Below are 22,859 nucleotides of genomic sequence, written 5' to 3' on the forward strand. Positions count from 1 at the left end.
AGCCTAAAATTTTACGATGAAGCGGTTTTTGCCATCTTCGTAGCGGTATTCGAAGCCAAAGCCATGGGCTTTTGCGATCATGTCGACAATATAAAGTCCCAGCCCCAGTCCACTGATCGCATCGCTTCCTTGCGTATAGGGCTGAATGTAATACGCCAGGGAATGGGGGAGTTTCTTGCCGCGGTTTTCCACGATGATCGCCTCCTCGTCGGCGATGAGACGGAAGGTTTTGTCGGGCGAGTATTTGATCGCGTTGTCAATGAGGTTCTTCAGGGCGATGCTGAGCAGCTTGAAATCCCCCTCGATGCGTGCGGGCTTGATATCGTAGCTGCCCTTCTCCTTTTCGATCATGGCCAGGTCGATCGCCTGATCCACCAGATCCTGCATGACGATGGGTCGGAGGCTAAGGGGAAATTTCCCGCTGCTGAGCTGCTCGATTGTCCCGAATTCGCTGATGGTGCTGTCAAGACGCATGAATATGCGCTCCAGCCGCTCCTTCTGCTTGCATTCGGGCAGCATCTGGACTGTCAAAAGCCCTTTGGTCAGGGGGGTTTTGAGTTCGTGCATGATGTTTCGGATAAAGAGATTGCGGGAGCTGATGAGCAGGCGGATGCGACCGATCGCTTCGTCGATGGCCTGGGAAACCTGGGCGATTTCGTCGCTCCCGTCGATCCGGCAGTGAATCTCGAGCTCCCCCTCCCCGAATTTCCTGATACACCGCTGCAGGTATTTGAGAGGCCGCAGTTTGAACCAGATGGCCCAGAAAATCAGAAGCATGATGAAAGCGGTGACTCCGAAATAGACCCAGACGACAAGCGGGTCGTAGGGCCTGAATTTCAGATCCTCGAACAGGATCAGCTTGCCGCGGGCATTGATCAGCACATAGATGTGATCGCCTTTTTTTAGCATATCGATAAACCCGGAGGGTGTCGGCTGCCGCCCCAGGAGTCTGGCGCCCATCAGCAGCGCTTTCCCCTCTTCCCTGTCGAGAATCCATTTCATACCGTACTTCCTGGATGTTTCCGCAATTTTGTCGGCTGTATCCCCGCGCTCGATGCGCAGAAGAATATTCTGGGCGAAGAGGATATTGCGCTGTACCACCATCTGGTTGTGGCGAAACCGGTCGTTGATGCTGTAGAAGTAGAAGGCGGTTCCGGCGGCGAGAAAGGCGATCGCGAAGATCGCGGCGATGAAGACGAAGATCGATACGCGGCGAAGCGGCTGTCTCATGGTGTCAGGCGGTACCCAAGGCCACGCACGGAGCGTATGAAACGGGGGTGCTTGGGATTGTCGCCCAGCTTATGGCGTATGCGGCTGATGATCACGTCGATACTTTTTAGGGAGCTCTCTTCATGGACCGCATCGACATTGTAGATAAGGTCTTCGCGGGAGACCACTTCGTTGGCGTGTTCGAGCAGATAGGCCAAAATGCCGTACTCCGCCGCCGTGAGATTGAGCGGCTCGCCATAGAGATAGATCATCTTCGTCGATTCGTCGAGATAGAGGTCGGCGCGCTGGCTTTCATGCTCGCTTTTGTCACGTCCGATACGGCGCAGAATCGTTTTGATGCGCGCCACCAGCTCCCTGGGGTCGTAGGGTTTGGGCAGATAGTCGTCCGCACCTTTCTCCAAACCGACGATCTTGTCGGTAATGTCGCTGCGTGCGGAGGAGATGATGATGGGCACATTGGTCTTTTTCCGAATCTCTTCGCACACCTCCAGCCCATCCATCCCCGGCAGGGTCAGGTCGAGGATCACCAGGTCGAAGTGTTCGGTTTCCAGCGCGCTCAGCCCCAAAAAAGGGTCCGGCACGGAGGTCACCTCGATATTGAAACGCTGCAGATACTCGGTCAGTATCTCCGCAAGCTCCTCGTCATCTTCGATCATCAACACTTTGACCATTGATCCCCTTTGTCTCGACCTATTCGACGACGAGAATGCGAATCATGCCGCGACGGTTGATATAGACACGTTTCTTTCCGCTGTATCGTTTCATCGCTTTTTCAACATCCTTGACATCTTTGATCATCGTATCTTCTATCTGAATGATAATATCTCCCGGCATAAATCCGGCTTTATCGGCTTCGCTTCCCTGCTTGACTTCCGAAACGATCACCCCTTCGATATCGTCCGGAATGCCGAGCTGGTTGCGAATCTGCGGTGTCAGATTCTGGAGTGTCAACCCATTGACGACACCCCTGTCCCCTTCGATTTTGAATTTGCTGTCGGGGAATTCGGCCAGTTTCACCTTCACATGTTCGACCTTCTTGTTGCGCTCGTAGGCAATCGTCACCTCTTTGCCGGGCGGAATCGATCCGATCACGTTTTTCAGGTCGCTGGCATCCTTGATCTTCTTGCCGTTCACTTCGATGATCAGGTCGCCCCGCTTCAATCCCGCCTTTTTCGCCGGCGTATCTTCGTCGACATCGAGAATGACGGCCCCCTCTTTGTTCTTGTACACTTTTTGCAACGTTGGATCGAGATTGCTGATGCTCACACCCAAATAGCCGTATTCCACCTTCCCGTGTTCGATCAGCTGGGTGGCGACCCGTTTGACCATATTGACGGGAATCGCGAACCCGATTCCGTTGTTGGCACCGCTTCGCGTCAGAATGGCACTGTTGATGCCGATGAGAACACCGCGGCTGTCCACAAGCGCCCCGCCGCTGTTGCCGGGGTTGATCGCCGCATCGGTCTGGATGAAGTTTTCATACTGGTTGATCCCCATGCTGTCTTTGCCCAGAGCCGAAATGATTCCCTGGCTGACACTCTCGCCCACACCGAAGGGATTGCCGATGGCAAAAACCAGATCGCCTGTTTTGAGGGTATCGGAATCGCCCATTTTAATCGCCGGAAGATCCTTTTTTTCGATCTTGATGACGGCGACATCAGTTTTGGGGTCGGTGCCGACAATCTTCGCCTTGTACTCATTCGTGTCCCCGGGAAGTGTCACATGCACCTCATCCGCACCGTCGACCACATGGTTGTTGGTAACGATGTAGCCGTCCTTCGTCACGATGACACCGGAACCGAGCGATCGCTGAATCCGCTCTCTGGGCATCATCTGTCCGAAAGGCATATTGAAAAACTGGCGGAAAAAGGGATCCATGAACGCCTGGGGGATATTCTCCTTGATCCTTTTCTTGGCCGAAATGTTGACAACGCACCGGCTGGCATGTTCGATCGCTTTGTTGAACGAAAGAATCTTGCCCGCTTCCGGCATGACTCGTTCGGCGGCGGGCGCCTGGCTGAAATGGACATTGCCCGCCACCAGGGCAGCGGACAATACTGCTGAAAGAACCCATACTTTTCCGTTCATAGAAATCTCCTTCGTCTGTTTCTTTTTCTCTGTTGCACACTAGCGCTTTTCAGGGATAGAAAATCGGCGTGTGACATTTTTGTCAATCGTCACGATGACACACTGTCTGTCGCCTTTTCCTTGATTCATGAGGCAAAAATGAGGATCGGCTCTCTTTCAAACCCTATGCGCTTCTACGGTCTTTTAGGAAAGGAGGCAATTTGCGCGGCACCCCTACAAGGTGCCCAAGGGAGTAAGAATGCAATTTGCGTGCATAGGGTTTGAAAGAGAGCCGACACCATTGACGCCCTGTCAAATGGTTAAGAGTATTGTAGAACATGTAAAGTAAACGCCTTCCAACGAATAGTAAACAGAAAGTAAATATTGGTATAATTTCCCAAAAATTCTACAAGGAAACCGTGTGGCTCCTCTCATGAAAAAAATCATCGCTGTCGCGATTTTGCTCATTCTGGCCAATGCCGGGTTTGTCTGGTACGGCCAAGCGAGCTTCGACACCACCTTCCAGACGCTCGCGAAAGCTTTCAGTGAAAACAACGGTACGCTGCCGCGCCGGGAGGTTCTGCCTTCCCTCATCGAACGATACCTGAACCGTACCGGCATCCCTCAAAAAGAGTACCGAACGATCGTCCTGGAGACGGCGGGCGATTTCAGGCGCAAACCCTCCTCCCGTCCCATCGGCATGCATGCCCTCACCCTGCTGCGCCCTTCTGCCGACATGCTCTGGGCCATCCGTCTCAAAAGCAATCCCCTCCTTACCTTCAATGCCCTCGAAACCTATCATGCCGGCCATTCGAAAATGGAGACGATGCTCTTTGGCATCATCCCGACCGGCACATTCGATTCGGAAGCTTTCTCCCGCTCCGAACTGGCACGCCTGCTGGCCTATGGCCTTTTCAATCCCGCGCTTCTGCGCTGTAGCTGTATCCGTTACGAACCGATCGACGAACGGCATGTCAAAGCAATCATCGAAGACGGCAACCTCACCGCATCCGTCGTTTTTGAAAGCGACGAAGATGGTGATCTCGTCAAAGCGATCAGCGGCGACAGGATACGTCCGGGCAAAAACGAAAAAAGAGCGGCTACATGGCAGATGATCGTCCATGCCTATGGCGAATACGACGGTCTTCATCTGCCTCAGTCGGTCGAGGAGGCATGGATCATCGGAAACAAGCCGATCGTCTATACCCGCTACAGGCTGACATCCGCCAAACGTCTGTGACCATCAAAACCCTCTTCACCGATCGCGGCGGCGGTGTGAGCCGACCACCCTACACCTCTTTCAACCTCGCCCTGCACGTAGGCGACCGCAGAGAGGATGTCCTGCGCAACCGCACTCTTCTCTCCCGCGCCATCGGCAATGTGCCCATCGTTTGGATGGAACAGGTTCATGGCGATCTCATCCGCCTTGTCGCCAAGGCGGAAACTGCCACCTTTCCGGCCTGCGACGCCCTGGTTACCGACCTTTCGGGTGTCGCTCTTGCCGTCATGACAGCCGACTGCATTCCCCTGCTTCTTTACGACACCGTCCGGCACGTCATTGCCGCCGTCCATGCCGGGCGCAACGGCACCTTCCTGAAAATCGCTCCAAAAACCGTTCGAACGATGCAGGAGAGGTTCGGATGCGAAGCCGCCGACATTCATGCCCTCATGGGTCCTTCGATCGGCCCGTGTTGCTACGAAATCGGCGAAGATCTGGCCGCTATTGTCGAAAAAAGTTTCGGTCCGCACTATATGAACGGTCGTTATCTTGATCTGCAGCGGCTCAATGCCGATATGCTCGAAGACGTTGGAGTGAAAGCCCGGAATATCGAGATTTCCGCCACCTGCACCGCCTGCTCTCCCAACCACTACTCTTATCGGAAAGAGGGGAAAACGGGGCGATTCGCGGGTCTCATCTGGATGGCATAGAGCCGGTACAAAATCCTATGAACCGAACCGGCCGCCGCATCGTCGACCGGGATGCCGTCACGTGCATGGACGACGAGTTCGAAGGCATCGGGCGGGCATAAAAGAGAGATCAGTGCTCCTTGCCTTTGATCTTCTTGATCCACTCGTCGAGACGTTTTTCGTACCCGACACCTTTTGAGTCGTAGAAATGCAGAGGCTTTTCAAGATAGGCCTGCTCGACCCAGCCGCCGAAATCGTGAGGGTAGAGGTAGCCGGGATGGTCCGGGCTTCGCAGATGTTTCGGTACGGGCTGGATCACTCCCTTCTCCACCGCCTTGACCGCTTTGTTGACGGCGACATAGGCGGCGTTGGATTTGGGAGAGGATGCGAGATAGACCAGGCACTGGGCCAGGATGATACGCGCTTCGGGATAGCCGATACGGCTTACGGCATTCATCGTATCGACCGCGACACCCAGGGCGTTGGGATTGGCGTTGCCGATATCCTCGCTTGCGAAGATGACCATGCGCCGGGCGATGAATTCGGGCGGTTCGCCTCCGACGATGAGCCGCGCCATCCAGTAAAAGGCTGCATCGATGTCGCTTCCCCGCATGCTCTTGATCATAGCGCTGATGAGGTTGTAGTGGGTGTCGGCACTGTTGCTGCCGTCATGCAGTGCGCCAGGACGGAGACTTCTGAGCGTCGGCAGATCGATGGAACGTTTCACGCCGGCAGCGGCCTCGAGAAGATTGAGCATCGCACGCATATCGCCGCCACTGGAGTCGAGCAGATAGTTTCTCGCCTCCGCGTCGAGTTCGATCCCCTCTTTGGCTGTCACGCGCGCGAGCATCTTCTCCAGATCCTCGCGCCGGAGGGGTTTGAATTCGAAAAGAAGCGATCGGGAGCGCATCGCCGCCGTCAGCGAGAAGTAGGGGTTCTCGGTCGATGCACCGATGATTAACGCATCGTAACGCTCCATAAAGGGCAGGAGAACCTCCTGCTGGGTCCTGGTAAGCCTGTGGACCTCATCGATGAAAACAAGCGGCTTTCTGAGCGCGTGGGCGTGCTTTTTGAATATGGACCGGAGTTCGTCGACTTTGAGTGTCGTGGCATTGAACTCGTAGAAGGGGTAATCGAGTCTCTCGGCAACGATGCGGGCGAGAGTGGTTTTGCCCACGCCCGGAGGGCCATAGAAGAAGCTGTGCTGCAGTGCATCCTCTTCGATCAGTCTGCGAAGGGGGGAAGAGGGCGCGAGCAGGTGGGCCTGTCCGATGAAATCCCCAAGCGTTCTGGGACGGTAGAGGAGAGCAAGATTTTTACGCATGATTCAGCGACGCCGCGGAAGCCGCTTCCGGTATTTGGGAGACTACCCGATGACCTGGACGATCACTCTTCTCTCCCTCGGACCGTCGAACTCGCAGAGAAAAATCCCCTGCCATTGGCCTACCATCAGTTTCGCGTTCTCCATCGGAACGACAACGCGCGCGCCGCAGATGGCGGATTTGATATGGGCCGCCGCATTCTCCCCCTGATGGTGGTAACCGTAGCCGGCGGGAGCGATGCGCCCCATCGCCTCGAGAAAATCGCGCCGCAGTTTCGGATCGATGTTTTCAAAAAGCACGATACTGCAGGTCGTATGGGGGGTGAAGACGGCGACAAGCCCGCTTTTGATCCCTTTCTTGATCGCGGCTTCACGCACCTCTTCGGTGATATCCACCATTTCGGATGTATGCCGAGTATTGATTTTCAATTCCGTCATCTGCTTTTACTCCTCCTCTCGTTGTTTTTTCTTTTTCCCGAGAAATTCCGCCTCCTGCTGCGCCTTGATGAAAGCGTGCAGGTCATCGTACTCTTTTTGGGTCAGAAAGCGGGTTTTCCCCTTGGGCAGGTTGTTGAGGCTGATGCCGCCGAAACTGATGCGGTGCAGGTCGAGAACCTCCCGTTCGAAATGGGCGAAAAAGCGCCGCAGTTCCCGGTTTTTTCCCTCGCCGATCGCCACCCGGATCTTCGAATAGTTGGATTCGTTTTTGAGTATCTGATAGGCGAAGAAAGGGGCGAACGCCATCTCATCGATCTCACTCTTTTCATGGGCTCCCTTTTTCCCTTTGATCCGGATCCCCTCCTGCATCGCTTTCTCCATGGCGGGGGTGATGCTGCCCCGGAGCTTGAGATTGTAGACCCGTTCGAGGTTGCTTCGCATCAGAATGTCGGCCACACGGGGGGAATCGGTCAAAAGCAGCAGCCCTTCGCTGGCAAAATCGAGCCGTCCGATAGGCACGAAATGGGCGAATCGTTTCGGCAGTGAGTCGTAAATGGTTCTGCGACCACGGGGATCTCTTTTTGTCACCAGCTCCCCTTTGGGTTTGTGGTAGACAACAACCGTCATTTCATGCATTGGCCGCGGTTTGACGAACCGGCCGTTGACCTTGACCCTGTCATCCTCCCCGATGCGGGTCGAAAGGTCGGTCACCACTTTGCCGTTGACCTCGACCTTTTCCTCACCAATCAGCCTGTCGGCTTCGCGCCGGGAGTATTTCGTATTGTGGGAGATGAATTTGTTAAGACGCACTCCCTCTCTTGTTTTTGGCCTTTGTCGGCTCATGATTTGATTCCTGCTTCTACCAGATCGTGAAGGTGCAGCACACCCTTCACACGTCCCTCTTCGTCAACGATGGGAAGCATCTGGATTTTATGGTTTTCTATCATCTCAAGCGCTTCGGCAGCGAGCATACGGGGATTTTTACATGTTTTTGGCGAGAGATTGGCATATTTCAAGGCATCGGTATCGATCGAAAAATCCTTTTTCATCAGTGCGCGCCGGACATCGCCGTCACTCAGCACCCCGACAAGCCGTTTTTCATCATCGAGAATCAGCACATTCCCCAGGCGCCCCTCGCTCATCACCACCACCGCCTCTTTGAGAGGGGTTTTCGTGCCGATGACAGGCAGGTTTTCCCGGCGCATCAGATCCTCAATCTTGACAAAGAGGCGTTTGCCCAGTGTGCCTCCAGGGTGGAACGAAGCGAAATCTTCGGCCCTGAACCGGCGCTTTTTCATCAGCGCCACGGCCAGCGCATCCCCAAGTGCCAGGGTCAGCGTGGTCGATGAGGTGGGTGCGGCCCCCAGAGGACACGCCTCTTTTTCGACATGGATCGAAAGAAAGACATCCCCGTAGCCGGCCAGCGTCGATCGGGGATTTCCCGCCATCGCGATCAGGGGGATATCGAACCGTTTGATATGGGGGAGGATGTTGATCAGCTCTTCGCTTTCGCCACTGTAGCTGATGGCGAGAACCGAATCCTCCGGGCCGATCATTCCCAGATCGCCGTGGAGCGCTTCGGTGGGGTGGATGAAGAAGCTTGGCGTTCCCGTGCTCGCCAGTGTCGCGGCGATCTTCGTACCGATCAGCCCCGACTTTCCGACACCTGTCACGATGCATTTGCCCCGCGTGCCGTATATGATTTCGACGGCTTTGTCGAAGTTTTCATCGATACGCCGGGTCGCATCCAAAAGCGCCTGCGCTTCGGTCTGCAGGACCTCTTTGGCAATGTCGCGAAGATTCATCGATCTCCCTGTCTTTTTTGGTAGATTTTATCATAATTGCGAAAGAGGGGAGGGCATGCCCTCCCCGTGCCGGAGATGTCAGACGACGTAGATTGTCGGAACGATGAGCGGATAGCGCTTCATCTTTCTGAGTACATGCTTGCGTACCGCCTGCCGTATATCGTTTTCGATGGTCCGCGTATCGAGCTGCTCGGCATCTTTTTGATGCATCATATAGGTTTCGATGATCGCCTCCACCTCTTTGGCGAATTTTTTGTCATCTTTGTCGGCAACAAGACCGAAGGAGCTGACCCTCGGATGGCCCATGAGCTTGTGGGTGCGCTGATCAATCTGAGCCACGATCATGATGATTCCCTCCGTCGCCAGCTTCTGTCGATCGAGGACGATATCGTTCTGGATTTCGGCGTTGGCCTGGTTGTCGATATAGGTCTTGCCGGTTTTGATCGCCTTGACCTTTTTCATGTATTTGGGGGTGATCTCCACCTGGTCGCCGTCGCTCATCAGTAGAATGTTGCGCTCGTCGACACCGCACTCGACCGCCGTTTTGGCATGGCGGGCGATGTGGTTGTACTCCCCGTGGACCGGCAGGAAAAATTTGGGCTGGGTCAGGCGCAGCATCAGCTTCTGCTCCTCCTGCGCGGCATGGCCCGAGACGTGTATTTCGCTGAAATCCTGGTAGGCTACCGTCGCGCCCGCTTTCATGAGGTGATTCATGACCCTCGAAACGCTCCCTTCGTTGCCCGGAATCGCCTTGGCGGAGATGATGACGGTGTCGCTGGGCTTGATCTTGATGTGCCGATGCTCATCCGTCGCCATGCGGTAGAGCGCGCTCATCGGCTCTCCCTGGCTTCCGGTCGTGACGATCAGCACTTCCTCGTCGCTGTAGCGAACCACTTCGTGCGCATCAATGAAGATATCTTCGGGCAGATCGATGTAGCCAAGCTGCCTGGCTGTCTCCAGATTGCGTTCCATCGACCGGCCGATGACCGCCACCTTGCGGCCGTATTTGATACCGTGTTCGATCGCCTGGTAGACCCGGTGGATATTGGAGGAGAACGTCGACATAATCACCCGTCCCTTCGCTTTGGCAAAGAGGTGGTCGAAGGTCGGCCCCACCGTCTTTTCGCTGCGGGTGAAGCCGGGTTTGTGCGAGTTGGTGCTATCGGAGAGCAGCAGCAGCACCCCCTCTTCGCCGTAGCGGGCCAGCCGGTGCAGGTCGGCGGGATAGCCGTCGACCGGTGTGTGGTCGATCTTGAAGTCTCCGGTATGGATAATGATGCCGGCCGGCGTACGGATCGCCAGCGAGGAGGCGTCGATGATCGAGTGGGTCATGTGGATCCACTCGATTTCGAAATCGCCTATTTTGATCGGTTTGCGTTTCTCCACGTAACGGAAATATTTGGCTTTGTCGTTTTTCAGACCGTGCTCGTCGAATTTGTTGGCGATCATCCCCAGCGGCAGCGGCGTGCCGTAAATGGGAAACTTCATCTCTTTGAAGAGGTAGGGAACCGCTCCGATATGATCTTCGTGGGCATGGGTGATGACGATGCCCGCGATTTTGTCCTTTATGGTACGGAGGTAGCTGAAATCGGGAACGAGGATGTCGACACCGTGCATCTCCTCGGTGGGGAAACTCATTCCCACATCGATGATGATGGCGCTGTTTTCCGTCTCGAGAACCGCCATGTTCCCGCCGATTTCGCCCAGGCCGCCCAATGGGGTGAAGCGGACGCGTGCCTTGTTGCCGATGTCGATCTTGGCAGCGGTGTTGAGACGCTCCTCATGGACCGCTTTGTTGGCCGCGATCGCCTGGTTGATGTCGGTATAGATGCCGTCGCTGCTGCGTTTGACGTTGGCGGGTGTTTTATAGTGGGACTCGGGGTTTCGTGCGCTGCCGCGTCCCCGACCTCTCTGCCCACCGCGTCCTCTCTGTCCGCCGCGCGATCTGCCCTGACCGCCGGATGGGCCGCTCTTTTGCTGATCCTGCCGTTTCTCGCCCTGCTGTTGGCTCTTTCCTGTGCTGTTTTTCGGGCGCCGTGGGCGCCGGCCGCGGCTGCCGGAACCGCTGTTTTGCTGATTGCTTCCGCTGCTGTTACCGCTGCCGCTGTTTGATGCGTTGCTCTTTTCCTGTGGTTTCTTTTCGTCCATCTGTATCACCTTTTAAAATGTTGTATAGGTGGTGATAGAGGGATGTTTCCACTTCGTGGGGGCGGACAGAGGGAGCGAGACCGAGGGCATCGAGTGCCGTGGCGACATCTTTTCTGTCAAAACGGGCCGAGAGGTTCCTGGCCAGCGTTTTGCGCGGCTGGGTAAAAGCCGTTTTCAGAAAAGATTCGAACGCCGGATCGTCAAGCGTGCATTTTTTGACGATCTGCAGCACTGACGACATCACTTTGGGCGCCGGAACGAAAGCTTCGGGTGGCACGTCGAAAATCCGGCGCACCTCTCCGGCACTCTGTGCGAGTATGGCCAAACCCGAGAAGGCCTTTTCGCCCGCTTTCGCGCTGAATTTTTCGGCCACCTCTTTTTGCACCATGACCAGAAGAGTGGAGCAGTTCGGGTCTTTTAGCGCACGTAAAATGATGTTTGTCGCGATGTAATAGGGGAGGTTGGCAACCAGATGATAAGGCCGGTCTTCCAAACTCTCTCGTTCCCAGTGACTCAGAACATCTCCGCATCGCAGTTTCAGCCGGCCCTTTTTTATGGCTGCTTTGAAACGTTCACGCAAATGTTCGCAAAGGTCTCTGTCCACCTCATAAGCGGTGACATCCTTTTCCTCGACCAGGTACCTGGTCAAATCACCTAATCCAGGCCCAATCTCCACGACCGGTTTGTCGTCGTTGGGCATCGATTCGATGATCCTGCGCAGCACACTTTCGTCTTTCAGAAAATTCTGGCCAAATTTTTTCTTGGCTCGCTTTCTGTCGGTCGAATGGGAATTGCGGTTAATCATACTGAAACTTTTCTTAAATAAAGATTATTTTTTTAAAAAACGCTTAAATCATGAAGCGTCAGCGCGACAAAATTGGATATAATGCGGAAAGAAATACACAAGCGAATCTGTGCCGGGTCCTCACGCTTTGCGCACGGTTTGATTGTGTATTATACAAAAATAGCGAACGGATGTGTTATTTGGAAACTTTTGCGAAACGTATCATCCCATGTCTCGATGTCAAAGACGGGCGAGTGGTCAAAGGTGTCAACTTCGTCGGTCTCAAGGATGCCGGCGACCCCGTGGAGGTTGCCAAACGCTACAACGAAGAGGGTGCGGACGAGGTCACCTTCCTCGACATTACCGCCAGCCACGAAAACCGTGACACCATTGTCCATATTGTCGAAGAAGTCGCCAAAGAGGTATTCATTCCATTGACAGTGGGCGGCGGCATTCGCAAACTCGATGACATCTACGCCCTGCTCAATGTCGGATGCGACAAAGTGAGTGTCAACTCCGCTGCCATCAAGCGTCCCGATTTTATCGACGAAGGCGCGAAGCGTTTCGGTTCCCAATGTATCGTCGTGGCCATCGATGCCAAGCGGGTCGCACCCGAAAAATGGCACGTGTTCATCAACGGCGGGCGCATCGATACCGGCATCGATGTGCTTGAATGGGCCAAAGAAGTGGTCGACAGAGGGGCGGGGGAGATACTTCTTACCTCGATGGATGCCGACGGCACGAAAGCCGGATACGACAATGTGCTCAACCATGCCGTCGGGACGGCAGTGCATGTTCCGGTTATCGCGAGCGGCGGCGCCGGCACGATGGAGCATATCAAGGAAGCGTTCGATGCAGGCGCGGACGCCGCCCTGGCCGCTTCGATTTTTCACTTCAGGGAGATCGAAATCATGGATTTGAAGCGATATCTGCACGAACACAACATTCCGGTTCGCCTATGATCGTCTGTGCCGGCAACAGCGAAACGTTTCCCTTTGCCACGCCAATTGGCATGGGCCTGTGCGAAAGCGCCGTGAATCTGACACGGCTCGTCATGATAACACCGCCCGAATTTCTGCTCTTTGTCGGCAGTGCAGGGAGTTACGGGCAGTATCGGATTTTCGACATTGTGGAATCGAAAGCGGCGAGCCAGATCGAACTCTCTTTTCTCCAGAAGAAAAGCTACACGCCGCTGGAGGAGAATGTAATCGTTTCGGACGAGAATGTTTCACGTGAAACACCCTTTGAAAGGTTAGCCCATTCGAAACATCCGGTCATTGTCAACTCAAGCAACTATATCACGACAGATTTCAAACTTGCCAGCGCATTCAATCGACTTGGCATCGGATTGGAGAATATGGAGTTCTATTCCGTTATGCAGGTGGCGAAAAGTTTCAATATTCCATGCGGCGGCATTTTTGTGGTAACGAATATGTGCGACGAAAACGCCCACAGGGATTTTGTGACAAATCACGAGGAGGCGATGCGTCGCCTGACAAATTTTTTGACCAAGAGGATACCGAACCTTGAAACCATCGATTCTTGACTACACACAAGAAGAGCTTGAAAGGCTGTTTCCGCCCAAATTCAGGGCCAAGCAGATTTACAACTGGGTTTATCAGCACCACATCTCCGATTTCATGCAGATGGAGAATGTGCCAAAAAAACTTCGCGAGGAATTGCAGAGCCGTTTCGTTATATCTCCGCTCAAAACCGTTCAGAAACAAAAAAGCATCGACGGAAGCATCAAATATCTTTTCGAGCTGCAGGATGGCCATACAGTGGAAGCGGTACTTCTGAAGATGAAAGATGCCGTTTACGACGAAAACGGCGAACTGCTGCATCATCCCAAATTTACCGTTTGCGTCTCAAGCCAGGTAGGCTGCAAGGTGGGATGCGCCTTCTGCCTTACAGCAAAAGGCGGCTTTGTGCGCAACCTGACTGCAGGGGAGATCGTGGGGCAGGTGCTCGAAATAAAAAAGGACAATGACATTGCCAGCAACCGGCGCGTCAATATTGTCTATATGGGCATGGGGGAACCGCTGGACAACCTTGACAATCTTTCAAAATCGATTGCGATATTCGCGAACGAGAATGGACTGAGCATCTCTCCAAAGCGACAGACTGTGTCGACAAGCGGCATCAGTTCCAAAATAAAAAAGCTCGGAGAAATGGAGCTTGGCGTCCAGTTGGCTATTAGTCTCCATGCCGTTGACGATGCGTTAAGGGAAGAGTTGATACCCATGAACAAAGCCTACAATATCGCTTCGATCATCGACGCTGTAAAAGCTTTTCCTGTCAACACACGAAAACGCGTCATGTTCGAATATCTTGTCATCAAGGATGTCAATGACGACATCGCCAGCGCAAAAAAACTTCTCAAGCTGCTGCAAGGGATCAAATCCAAAGTCAACCTCATCTATTTCAACCCCTATCCCGGAACAACCTTCCAGCGTCCGGAGCCGGAGAAAATGAAAGCCTTTCAGGATTATCTGCTGAACAGGGGTCTGCTGTGCACGATCCGTGAATCGAAGGGGCTCGACATCAGTGCCGCCTGCGGACAGTTGAGAGAGCAGGAGCTGGCTGAGGAGAGAAGGGAGTCCGTTTCATGACCTATCTCGACTACGGCATGATTCTTTTTTTGGTCCTCGTCGTCATCGTCGGAGTCGGCGGTTTCATTCTCGCCAACAAAGAAGATTGACATTTTCCTTTCAGTTTGTCATGCCGATGCTTGATTGACAACATATTGTCGGAATTTTCCTTTTCCCGACAAATTCGGATGAGTCTCTAAGCGTCAGTCCCGCGATATATCATTGGAACATTGCGGCTCTTTGGCTCGGCTTGACAATCAAACGTTTCAGATTTTCAAAATCGATCTTCGACTCAAACCGGTAATTGACACCTTGATAGTCAAATGTCAAGCTTTGGGCATGCAGCAGCATCCGTTCCGCTCCCATATAGAAAAGTCTCTTGTCGTGCGGCAGCTTTTTGTCGAGATATTCGATCGCGATATCGACGGGAACGCCGTAAATCGGATCGCCGATGATGGGATGTTTCACGTGAAACAAATGTACGCGTATTTGATGTTGCCTGCCCGTATAAGGAAAAGCCCGCACAAGCGTGGCGTCGTGTTCACTGTCGTACTCGACCGGCTCAAAATGGGTAAAAGAGGGTTTGCCTTCGGGGTCAACGAGTACTTTGAGTTTGATGCTTGAGAAATCGTCGTTTCGCTTCAGGGGGACATCCACATCGAAAGGGGCGTCGATGCGCCCGCGCACCCAGGCGAGATAGCTCTTTTCCACGCCCCGGTCCTCGAACATGGTTTTAAGGCGTCGTTCAGCCGCTTTGTTTCGGCTGACCAGCAGCAGCCCACTGGTCTCCATGTCGATACGGTGGATTGCATTGGCGAACCCGCCGTAGACATGCCGGATATCGTCGAGCATGGAGTGGGGAGTCCTGTGGGTCGTAGGGTGGACCAGAACACCGCTTGGTTTGTCAAACAGACCGAAGTCCGGTGTCGAGAAGAGGGGAGTGATGCCCCTTGACTGCGGAACGAACTGTTTGACCGCCACATCCCCGCTGATTTTTTCTCCGCTGTTTTCACAGACGACACCGTTGACGACGAGTCGCCCCGACGCTACAATTTTTTGGGCCTCTCCCTGACGAACACCCAGTCGGCGCATCAGGAAGAGAAAGGCCGGCATGGGTTTTTCGACTTGGTACCGTTGCGTGACAAATGCCATCTCGATCCTTGGAAACGATTTTTTCTTTTTTACCTCTTTTTAACACAATTTTCTATAAAATCTTTATATTTTCTCAGAAGTAAATCTGAACAAAAAACTTCCAATCACACTTGTCGCAAAGGATTGAAATGGTCGAACGGTACGCCAGAGAAGAGATGAAGTCGAAATGGACGATGCAGGCCAAATACCAGGCATGGCTGGATGTGGAAATCGCCGCTGTCAAAGCGTGGAATCGCCTCGGGCTCATTCCCGACGAAGATGCGAAAAAGATCGAAGAGAACGCTTCGTTCGACATCGCGAGAATCGACGAGATCGAAAAAGAGACGCGGCACGATGTCATCGCCTTTCTTACATCCGTCGCCGAAAGCCTCGGGGAGGAGAGCCGGTGGGTCCATTACGGCATGACAAGTTCCGACACGATTGACACCGCTGTCGCCCTGCAGATGCGCGAGAGCCTGAAACTGATCATCGAGGATGTCCGGCAGGTCATGGAGACGATCAAGCGGCGCGCGATGGAACACAAATTCACCCTGATGGTGGGGCGCAGCCACGGGATTCACGGCGAACCGATCACTTTCGGCCTCGTGCTGGCCATCTGGTACGACGAGATGAAGCGGCACCTCAAAAATCTCGAAGAGACCTACGAGGTGATCAATGTCGGCAAAATAAGCGGCGCCATGGGGAATTTCGCCCACGCCCCGATGGAGCTGGAAGAGTATGTCTGCGAAGAACTCGGTCTCAAACCGGCCCCCGTATCCAACCAGGTGATACAGCGCGACCGGTACGCACGCCTGATGAGCGCCCTGGCGCTGATGGCTTCGACGGTCGAAAAGATTGCCGTCAACATCCGCCACTTCCAGCGAACCGAAGTCTACGAATGCGAAGAGTATTTCCACAAAGGCCAAAAGGGAAGCTCGGCAATGCCCCACAAACGCAATCCCGTTCTGAGCGAGAATCTGACGGGCCTGGCACGCATGGTAAGGAGCTACTGCATGCCCGCCATGGAAAATGTGGCACTCTGGCACGAGCGCGATATCAGCCACAGTTCCGTTGAGCGGTTCATTCTTCCGGACGGCTTTGTCACCGCCGATTTCATGCTGATGCGCCTCAACGGCCTGCTCGACAAACTGGTGGTTTATCCGGAAAACATGATGAAAAACCTGAACCTTACCGGCGGTCTTGTCTTTTCGCAGAGGGTTCTGCTCGAACTTCCAAAGCGTGGAATGACACGGGAGGATGCCTACAAGATCGTTCAGCGCAATGCCATGAAAGTGTGGGAGGATCTGCAGAAGGGCAAACCTGCCCTGAACGAAAAAGGGGAGAGCCTCTACCTGCAGTATCTTCTCTCGGACGAAGAGCTTCGCAGCAAGCTCAGCGAAGAGGAGATCCGAGACTGCTTCGATTACGGGTATTATACGAAAAACGTCGACCGCATTTTTGCGCGCGTCTTTGAAAACTGAAAAACAGAAGAGGGAGAGAGATGTCACTGGGAGTGTTGACAGTCATCAAGCGAAACGGTCGGGCCGAACCGCTCGACATTACGAAAATTCAGAAATATACGTCGGCCGCAGTCGAAGGACTGGAAGGCGTGAGCCAGAGCGAACTGGAAGTCGATGCCAAAATCCAGTTCAGGGACCGTATCACGACGGAAGAGATTCAGCAGACACTGATAAAAACGGCCGTTGACAAGATCGACATAGACCGTCCCAACTGGACCTTCGTCGCGGCACGCCTTTTCCTTTACGACCTCTATCACAAAGTCAACGGCTTTACAGGCTACAACCATCTTCGCGACTATTTCGAGAAAGGGGAAAAAGAGGGACGGATCGTGCTTGGCCTGAAGGAGAAGTACGATCTCGATGATCTAAACGACTACATCAAACCGGAACGGGATCTGCAGTTTACCTACCTGGGCATCCGCACCCTCTACGACCGTTATCTCCTCAAGGACAGGCAGAACCATCCGATCGAACTGCCGCAGCATCTTTTCATGGGTGTGGCAATGTTCCTGGCACAGAACGAGCTCAACTGCCAGGAGTGGGCAAAGAAGTTTTACGACGTCATCAGCCGATTCGAGGTGATGGTGGCCACACCGACCCTCTCCAACGCCCGGACACCCCGTCACCAGCTCTCCTCCTGCTACATCGGAAGCACGCCCGACAAGATCGAGGGAATCTTCGACGCCTACAAGGAGATGGCTCTTCTTTCCAAATTCGGCGGGGGCATCGGCTGGGACTGGAGCAAAGTGCGGGCCATGGGCAGCTACATCGACAGCCACAAAAATGCCGCCGGGGGCATCGTGCCTTTTCTGAAGATCACCAACGACATCGCCATCGCCGTCGACCAGCTGGGAACCCGCAAAGGGGCGATCGCCGTCTATATCGAACCGTGGCATCTTGATATCTGGGATTTCATCGATCTCAAGAAAAACTCGGGCGAAGAGCGCCGCCGCGCCCATGACCTCTTCCCCGCGCTGTGGATCAACGACCTTTTTATGAAACGTGTCGAAGAGGATGGTGTCTGGACCCTCTTCGACCCTTACGAGACGGGCGACCTGACCGATCTGTATGGCGAGGCTTTCGAAAAACGCTACATCGAGTACGAAAACGACCCGAACATTCTCAAAGAGAGAGTCAAGGCCAAGGAACTTTGGAAAAAGATCCTGATGAGCTACTTCGAGGTCGGCAACCCTTTCCTCTGTTTCAAAGATACCGCCAACAAGATCAATCCCAATGACCACTGCGGCATCATCCGCAGCTCCAATCTTTGCACGGAGATTTTCCAGAACACCGAGCCGAACCGCTACAAAGTGCAGGTGAAGTTCACTGACGGCACCGTCGCCTACTACGAAGAGGAAGAGGATGTCACCGTTGACAGCGGCATTACAAAAAAGGCGAAAAAGATCACGGCACTCGACGCGATCGGCGGCAAGGAGATCTATATCGTCGAGAAGGTCGGGGAGGACGGCAGAACGGCGGTGTGCAACCTCGCGAGCGTCAACCTCTCGAAAATCCATACCAAAGAAGACATAGAGCGCGTAATTCCGATCGCCGTAAGAATGCTCGACAATGTGATCGATCTCAACTTCTACCCCCTCGAAAAGGTCAAAAAAACGAACGAGCGTTCACGTGCCATCGGGCTTGGCGTCATGGGAGAAGCGCAGATGGTGGCGGAAAAACAGGTCAAGTGGGGCAGCAGCGAACACCTCAACCTGATCGACGAAGTGATGGAGATGATCAGCTACAATGCCATCAAGGCCTCTTCGAATCTCGCCATCGAAAAGGGGATCTATCCCGATTACGAAGGCTCCAAGTGGAGTCGTGGCATTCTGCCCATCGACAACGCGAACGACAGGGCGCGTGCGCTGACCGACCGGGGTGGGCTCTTCGGCTATATCTACGACTGGGAGGCGCTGCGCAAAAAAGTGAAGGAAGACGGCATGCGCAACGGGTACCTGATGGCCATCGCGCCAACAAGCTCCATCTCCATACTCGTGGGCACGACCCAGACCATCGAACCGGTGTACAAGCGCAAATGGTTCGAAGAGAACCTCAGCGGCCTGATTCCGGTGGTCGTTCCCAATCTGAGTCCGGATACGTGGGAATACTACACTCCGGCCTACGAGCTCGACCAGAAGATTCTGGTGCGCGCCGCGGCGGTCCGCCAAAAATGGATCGACCAGGGGCAGAGTCTCAATATCTTCATGTCCCTCGACAAGGCGAGTGGACGCTACCTTCACGAAATCTATACCGAAGCGTGGCGGCTGGGCATCAAGTCGACCTACTATCTGCGGAGCCAGTCTCCCGAAATGGTCGAAGAGGTGGCGGATAGAAGCATGGAGTGTCTGGGCTGTCAATAAAAAATTCCTCTCCCGGCTGCCCATTCACGGGGAGTTCGGGAGATTTTTATAACTGTTTTTTATATGTAAAACTACTTTTATATTCTTTTGGATACAATCGATTTCTCACTAGGGCACCTCCGAAGCCCTCATATATCTCACATTCAAGAGGTACGATACAACAATGAAAAAGAAGCTCTACAGCACCGAATGCGATACCTCGCGTTCGACTACCTCGATCATCAACGGCTGTACGCCGGGGATCATCAACCTCAACCGCTGCAGCTACGAATGGGCTTACAACCTTTGGGAAGTGATGATGGCCAACACCTGGTTTCCCAAGGAGGTCGACCTCACGGAAGATGCCCGGGACTACAAGCATCTGCTGCCCGCAGAGCGACGCATGTACGACAAGGTCCTGGCCCAGCTCATCTTCATGGATTCGATACAGACCAACAACACCGTCGACAATGTCAATCCCTGGATCACCGCCCCGGAGGTCAATATGTGCCTGGTGCGCCAGGCTTTCGAGGAGGCGCTGCACTCCCAGAGCTACGCCGTCATGGTCGACTCCATCTCGATCAACACCGACGAAATCTACGACATGTGGAAAAGCGATACGGAACTGCTGCGCAAAAACTCCTTCATCGGGAATGTCTACGAAAAGTACGGCGGTCTCGCACAGGACGACGACGAAGCGAAACTCTACATGCTCGTCGCCAACCAGTGTCTCGAGGGCATCTACTTCTACAGCGGCTTTTCGGCGATGTACGCGCTGGCACGCAGCGGCAAAATGCTGGGCTCCGCCCAGATGATCCGTTTTATCCAGCGTGACGAAGTGACGCATCTAGCACTTTACAGCAATATCATCAAGGAGATCAAGAAAGAGTACCCCCACCTCTTCAACGAACGGGTCGTGAGCAATATGCGAAAGATGTATCGGCAGGCCTACGAACTGGAGCGCAACTGGGGATGGTATGTGACCGAAGACCAGATTCTGGGTCTTAATCAGCAGATTATCGACGAATATATCCAGTACCTGACCGACAAGCGGCTCAGGGCAATCGGCCTGGAACCGATGTTCGGCGCGGACAATCCGATCAAATGGGTTGACAGTTTCTCGACATTCAACGACCAGAAAACCAACTTTTTCGAAGGCAACGTCACCAACTACTCCAAAGGCAGCATAAGCTTTGACGACTTCTAAGCCGACGATGCGCTGCTACGCCCTCCAGTTGCCGACCGATCCGTACGATTTTCGTGCCAACGTATCGCGGCTTTGCCGCGAGATCGAAGCCCTACCACCGCACTCCATCGTTGTCACACCGGAAGTCTATGTGACAGGTTATCCCTACGACAGGATGGAGGAGGCCGCAGGCATGGCCAAAGAGGCGCTGGCGGAGATCCTCCCGTACTCGGCGGAGAGAATCGTCACCTTGACACTCATCGTCAAAGAGAATGACAACTTTTACAACCGCACCTATGTCCTGCACAACGGCAGAGTCGTCCATACCCAGGACAAGATAAGGCTTTTCCTGCTTGGCGACGAAGACAAATATTTTGCCGCGGGCAGCGAAGAGAAGCTGGAGATTTTCGAAATCGAGGGCATAAAATTGGGCCTGATGGTCTGCTTCGAAGTCCGCTATAGCGAATACTGGCTCAAACTCCGCGGCGCGGACATCATTCTTCTGCCTGCACGGTGGGGACTCCCGAGAAAAAAACATCTCGATATTCTGCCCCGGGCTCTCGCCATCTGCAACCAGTGCTACTGCGTCGTCGCCAACAGCGCCGATGAGGAGATGGCAAAGAGCAGTGCCGTCATCGACCCCAACGGGAAGTGTGTCAAAAACGACGATGCCTCCGTCATCGAAGGCACCCTCGATTTCAGACGCATCAGACTCATACGTCGCTATATCCGCATGGGGCTATTCAATGATTGACACCGCCAAACAGATCAAGCTTGAAAATTTCGCCGATGACATCGCCTCGGAAATCCCTTTGACACCCACCATTTACAAAGCCTTTACGGCCATCGACAGGGAGATGTTCGTCCCTGTCGGCTTCAGGCACTGGGCCTACCGCCTGGATGCCCTTCCCATCAAGGCGGATCAGTGGATAAGCTCACCGCTGACCGTGGCGAAGATGACCGTCTATCTCGAACCCGACGGAGCGGACAATGTTCTTGAAATCGGCTGCGGCAGCGGTTACCAGGCCGCCATCCTCAGCCGGCTCTTCCGACGCGTCTTCACGATCGAACGGATCGAGGCCTTGCTCAAGGAGGCGAAAGAGCGCTTCAGGCAACTCGACATCCACAACATCCATACACGCCTGGACGACGGACAGCGCGGTTGGCGCCAATACGCCCCCTTCGACCGCATTCTCTTCTCCGCTTCGATTCGGGAAGTTCCCGATACACTTTTTAAACAGCTCGCGGAGGGGGGCATTCTCGTCGCCCCGATCGAAAGAGGCGGCGAGCAGATCATCACCCAGTTCAGAAAAGAGGGCGGCACCATTGCGGCCACGGCCAAAGAGAGCTGCCTCTTCGTTCCGGTGAAGTCAGGCATCGAGTAAACGCCACCTTGACAAAAAGAAGCGCGCAATGCGGGCCTTTGGCGCGACTTTTTGGTATAATGCATCAAATATGACAATGATGGGACAAAACGATGCAACAACTTGTCAAACCCTCCGAATATGCCAAAATGCACGGTCTCTCCAGGCAGAGTGTCTACGCCAAAATCAAACGCGGCACGCTTCCCTCGCGCAAGATCGATGGGCGGTACTATGTCATTGTGGCTTCGGACATTGAATCGGAGGTTGACAAGCCGACAATGGAGGAGAAGATCGAACAGGTCTCCCTGATTGACGAATACCGAGAGATCGTGCGTGCCAAAGACGAAACCATCGAAGTCCTCAAAGCCGCTATCGAGGATCTCAAGGAAGCGAACGCCCAGATCACCCAGACCCTCCAGCAGGAGATCACACTGCTCAAGCAGGCTTTCCACGAAATGAAAGTGATCTATCAGCACAACTACCACCTCACCCATAGCGAGAGCGAACCGACTCCCAAAAGCGAGGAGGCCCACATCGAGGTCCGTCCCGAAGAGGAGAAAGCTCCCCGTGCGGAGAAACCCAAAGGGGAAAAAGAGAAAAAGAACAAAAAAAAGAACAAAAAAGAGAGCGAGGAGGAGTGCTGGATTCCTCTGGGCGACCTCATCCAGAGACAGAAATACAACTACAACAAAGCCAAACAGGTGGTCAAACGTTTCAAGAAAGCCTACAAGAAGGGAGACAGCCGCATCAAAAAACAAAACGGCATCTATTATATCTCCTGTTACGATTTTTACGAAGACATTTTGGAATAAACGAACTTTTTGGTATAATTCCCGTCTCCAATGTCGGGGTGTGGCGCAGCCTGGTTAGCGTGCTACCTTGGGGTGGTAGAGGCCGCGGGTTCGAATCCCGCCACTCCGACCATTGCTTCGACACTTTTTTCAAATTCGATACTCCAGAATTTCGATCATCACCGGATAAAAAAGAAGTCTTCCGCACATTCAGAGCGAACCCTCTTTTGTGCTTT

21 protein-coding genes and 1 tRNA gene are annotated in these 22,859 nt (G+C 53.9%); 12 read left to right on the plus strand and 10 right to left on the minus strand.

All coding sequences use genetic code 11. The annotated features are described in order from the left end of the window. Positions 1 to 3: 3 nt before the first annotated feature. Genes JMG82_RS07600 through JMG82_RS07610 form a run of 3 tightly spaced genes read right to left on the minus strand, consistent with a single transcriptional unit; the run spans position 4 to position 3,318 of the window. A complete protein-coding gene (locus JMG82_RS07600) occupies positions 4 to 1,230 on the minus strand; it encodes an ArsS family sensor histidine kinase (protein ID WP_201352106.1) in 1,227 nt (408 codons plus the stop codon). After that, positions 1,227 to 1,901, minus strand: a complete 675-nt coding sequence (locus JMG82_RS07605; protein ID WP_201352107.1) for a response regulator transcription factor — start codon at positions 1,899 to 1,901, stop codon at positions 1,227 to 1,229. The genes JMG82_RS07600 and JMG82_RS07605 overlap by 4 nt, the downstream gene beginning before the upstream one ends. 19 nt (positions 1,902 to 1,920) lie before the next feature. Then, positions 1,921 to 3,318, minus strand: coding sequence for a DegQ family serine endoprotease (locus JMG82_RS07610; protein ID WP_201352108.1), 1,398 nt, complete (start codon positions 3,316 to 3,318; stop codon positions 1,921 to 1,923). A 412-nt stretch (positions 3,319 to 3,730) separates the two neighbouring features. Between JMG82_RS07610 and JMG82_RS07615 the strand changes: the two genes are divergently transcribed. Together JMG82_RS07615 and pgeF are read left to right on the plus strand one after the other, a co-directional pair. Continuing rightward, positions 3,731 to 4,537 (plus strand): DUF6544 family protein, encoded by an 807-nt coding sequence (locus tag JMG82_RS07615; protein WP_201352109.1) that lies wholly within the window; start codon positions 3,731 to 3,733, stop codon positions 4,535 to 4,537. After that, complete coding sequence (gene pgeF / locus JMG82_RS07620; protein ID WP_201352110.1) at positions 4,534 to 5,226, plus strand: peptidoglycan editing factor PgeF; 693 nt, start codon at positions 4,534 to 4,536, stop codon at positions 5,224 to 5,226. The genes JMG82_RS07615 and pgeF overlap by 4 nt, the downstream gene beginning before the upstream one ends. 109 nt (positions 5,227 to 5,335) lie before the next feature. Here the strand turns inward: pgeF and JMG82_RS07625 are convergent, their stop codons facing one another. From JMG82_RS07625 to rsmA, 6 genes are all read right to left on the minus strand, one after another. After that, the gene (locus tag JMG82_RS07625; protein ID WP_201352111.1) at positions 5,336 to 6,529 is read right to left on the minus strand and encodes a replication-associated recombination protein A; all 1,194 of its coding nucleotides are present in this window, start codon (positions 6,527 to 6,529) and stop codon (positions 5,336 to 5,338) included. A gap of 42 nt (positions 6,530 to 6,571) precedes the next feature. After that, positions 6,572 to 6,964, minus strand: a complete 393-nt coding sequence (locus JMG82_RS07630; protein WP_201352112.1) for a secondary thiamine-phosphate synthase enzyme YjbQ — start codon at positions 6,962 to 6,964, stop codon at positions 6,572 to 6,574. A 6-nt stretch (positions 6,965 to 6,970) separates the two neighbouring features. After that, on the minus strand, positions 6,971 to 7,807 hold the full coding sequence (locus JMG82_RS07635) for a pseudouridine synthase (protein WP_201352113.1): 837 nt from the start codon (positions 7,805 to 7,807) through the stop codon (positions 6,971 to 6,973). Further along, positions 7,804 to 8,769, minus strand: a complete 966-nt coding sequence (locus JMG82_RS07640; protein ID WP_201352114.1) for a KpsF/GutQ family sugar-phosphate isomerase — start codon at positions 8,767 to 8,769, stop codon at positions 7,804 to 7,806. The genes JMG82_RS07635 and JMG82_RS07640 overlap by 4 nt, the downstream gene beginning before the upstream one ends. Positions 8,770 to 8,847: 78 nt before the next feature. Then, positions 8,848 to 10,917, minus strand: a complete 2,070-nt coding sequence (locus JMG82_RS07645) for a ribonuclease J (RefSeq protein ID WP_201352115.1) — start codon at positions 10,915 to 10,917, stop codon at positions 8,848 to 8,850. After that, positions 10,862 to 11,722, minus strand: a complete 861-nt coding sequence (rsmA, locus tag JMG82_RS07650) for a 16S rRNA (adenine(1518)-N(6)/adenine(1519)-N(6))-dimethyltransferase RsmA (protein ID WP_201352116.1) — start codon at positions 11,720 to 11,722, stop codon at positions 10,862 to 10,864. The genes JMG82_RS07645 and rsmA overlap by 56 nt, the downstream gene beginning before the upstream one ends. A gap of 179 nt (positions 11,723 to 11,901) precedes the next feature. On the opposite strand from rsmA, the gene hisF reads away from it, so the two are divergent. Genes hisF through rlmN form a run of 3 tightly spaced genes read left to right on the plus strand, consistent with a single transcriptional unit; the run spans position 11,902 to position 14,313 of the window. Beyond that, positions 11,902 to 12,663: an imidazole glycerol phosphate synthase subunit HisF gene (hisF, locus tag JMG82_RS07655; protein WP_236579215.1), complete on the plus strand. Its 762-nt coding sequence runs from the start codon at positions 11,902 to 11,904 to the stop codon at positions 12,661 to 12,663. After that, positions 12,660 to 13,247, plus strand: a complete 588-nt coding sequence (locus JMG82_RS07660) for a 5'-methylthioadenosine/S-adenosylhomocysteine nucleosidase family protein (RefSeq protein WP_201352118.1) — start codon at positions 12,660 to 12,662, stop codon at positions 13,245 to 13,247. The genes hisF and JMG82_RS07660 overlap by 4 nt, the downstream gene beginning before the upstream one ends. Then, the gene (gene rlmN, locus JMG82_RS07665; protein ID WP_201352119.1) at positions 13,228 to 14,313 is read left to right on the plus strand and encodes a dual-specificity RNA methyltransferase RlmN; all 1,086 of its coding nucleotides are present in this window, start codon (positions 13,228 to 13,230) and stop codon (positions 14,311 to 14,313) included. Before JMG82_RS07660 ends, rlmN begins: the two co-directional genes overlap by 20 nt. A gap of 198 nt (positions 14,314 to 14,511) precedes the next feature. On the opposite strand, the gene JMG82_RS07670 is transcribed toward rlmN, so the two are convergent. Continuing rightward, positions 14,512 to 15,444 carry an RluA family pseudouridine synthase gene (locus tag JMG82_RS07670; protein ID WP_201352120.1) on the minus strand — a complete coding sequence of 311 codons (933 nt, stop codon included), beginning with the start codon at positions 15,442 to 15,444 and terminating at the stop codon, positions 14,512 to 14,514. A 128-nt stretch (positions 15,445 to 15,572) separates the two neighbouring features. On the opposite strand from JMG82_RS07670, the gene purB reads away from it, so the two are divergent. From purB to JMG82_RS07705, 7 genes are all read left to right on the plus strand, one after another. Continuing rightward, complete coding sequence (gene purB / locus JMG82_RS07675) at positions 15,573 to 16,904, plus strand: adenylosuccinate lyase (RefSeq protein ID WP_201352121.1); 1,332 nt, start codon at positions 15,573 to 15,575, stop codon at positions 16,902 to 16,904. Positions 16,905 to 16,939: 35 nt separating this feature from the next. Next, entirely contained in the window at positions 16,940 to 19,303 is a 2,364-nt protein-coding gene (locus JMG82_RS07680; protein ID WP_201354279.1) for a ribonucleoside-diphosphate reductase subunit alpha, read from the plus strand. Between the two features lie 163 nt (positions 19,304 to 19,466). Continuing rightward, positions 19,467 to 20,489, plus strand: coding sequence for a ribonucleotide-diphosphate reductase subunit beta (locus JMG82_RS07685; RefSeq protein WP_201352122.1), 1,023 nt, complete (start codon positions 19,467 to 19,469; stop codon positions 20,487 to 20,489). After that, positions 20,476 to 21,222: a carbon-nitrogen hydrolase family protein gene (locus JMG82_RS07690; protein WP_201352123.1), complete on the plus strand. Its 747-nt coding sequence runs from the start codon at positions 20,476 to 20,478 to the stop codon at positions 21,220 to 21,222. The genes JMG82_RS07685 and JMG82_RS07690 overlap by 14 nt, the downstream gene beginning before the upstream one ends. Continuing rightward, positions 21,215 to 21,853 carry a protein-L-isoaspartate(D-aspartate) O-methyltransferase gene (locus JMG82_RS07695; protein WP_201352124.1) on the plus strand — a complete coding sequence of 213 codons (639 nt, stop codon included), beginning with the start codon at positions 21,215 to 21,217 and terminating at the stop codon, positions 21,851 to 21,853. Before JMG82_RS07690 ends, JMG82_RS07695 begins: the two co-directional genes overlap by 8 nt. Positions 21,854 to 21,945: 92 nt before the next feature. Continuing rightward, positions 21,946 to 22,644 (plus strand): DUF3972 domain-containing protein, encoded by a 699-nt coding sequence (locus JMG82_RS07700; RefSeq protein ID WP_201352125.1) that lies wholly within the window; start codon positions 21,946 to 21,948, stop codon positions 22,642 to 22,644. A gap of 34 nt (positions 22,645 to 22,678) precedes the next feature. Further along, positions 22,679 to 22,756, plus strand: a tRNA-Pro gene (locus JMG82_RS07705). Positions 22,757 to 22,859 lie beyond the last annotated feature (103 nt).

The sequence above is a fragment of the Hydrogenimonas urashimensis genome (assembly GCF_016593255.1).
Taxonomy (GTDB): Bacteria; Campylobacterota; Campylobacteria; order Campylobacterales; family Hydrogenimonadaceae; genus Hydrogenimonas; species Hydrogenimonas urashimensis.

Bases quoted from the DNA above. Each gene is read 5' to 3' on its own strand.
- JMG82_RS07640 (WP_201352114.1), bottom strand. From the start codon at position 8,769: ATGAATCTTCGCGACATTGCCAAAGAGGTCCTGCAGACCGAAGCGCAG.
- JMG82_RS07700 (WP_201352125.1), top strand. From the start codon at position 21,946: ATGCAACAACTTGTCAAACCCTCCGAATATGCCAAAATGCACGGTCTC.
- JMG82_RS07605 (WP_201352107.1), bottom strand. From the start codon at position 1,901: ATGGTCAAAGTGTTGATGATCGAAGATGACGAGGAGCTTGCGGAGATA.
- JMG82_RS07645 (WP_201352115.1), bottom strand. From the start codon at position 10,917: ATGGACGAAAAGAAACCACAGGAAAAGAGCAACGCATCAAACAGCGGC.
- JMG82_RS07685 (WP_201352122.1), top strand. From the start codon at position 19,467: ATGAAAAAGAAGCTCTACAGCACCGAATGCGATACCTCGCGTTCGACT.
- JMG82_RS07695 (WP_201352124.1), top strand. From the start codon at position 21,215: ATGATTGACACCGCCAAACAGATCAAGCTTGAAAATTTCGCCGATGAC.
- JMG82_RS07635 (WP_201352113.1), bottom strand. From the start codon at position 7,807: ATGAGCCGACAAAGGCCAAAAACAAGAGAGGGAGTGCGTCTTAACAAA.
- JMG82_RS07630 (WP_201352112.1), bottom strand. From the start codon at position 6,964: ATGACGGAATTGAAAATCAATACTCGGCATACATCCGAAATGGTGGAT.
- rsmA (WP_201352116.1), bottom strand. From the start codon at position 11,722: ATGATTAACCGCAATTCCCATTCGACCGACAGAAAGCGAGCCAAGAAA.
- purB (WP_201352121.1), top strand. From the start codon at position 15,573: ATGGTCGAACGGTACGCCAGAGAAGAGATGAAGTCGAAATGGACGATG.
- JMG82_RS07600 (WP_201352106.1), bottom strand. From the start codon at position 1,230: ATGAGACAGCCGCTTCGCCGCGTATCGATCTTCGTCTTCATCGCCGCG.
- JMG82_RS07610 (WP_201352108.1), bottom strand. From the start codon at position 3,318: ATGAACGGAAAAGTATGGGTTCTTTCAGCAGTATTGTCCGCTGCCCTG.
- JMG82_RS07670 (WP_201352120.1), bottom strand. From the start codon at position 15,444: ATGGCATTTGTCACGCAACGGTACCAAGTCGAAAAACCCATGCCGGCC.
- JMG82_RS07615 (WP_201352109.1), top strand. From the start codon at position 3,731: ATGAAAAAAATCATCGCTGTCGCGATTTTGCTCATTCTGGCCAATGCC.
- JMG82_RS07625 (WP_201352111.1), bottom strand. From the start codon at position 6,529: ATGCGTAAAAATCTTGCTCTCCTCTACCGTCCCAGAACGCTTGGGGAT.
- JMG82_RS07660 (WP_201352118.1), top strand. From the start codon at position 12,660: ATGATCGTCTGTGCCGGCAACAGCGAAACGTTTCCCTTTGCCACGCCA.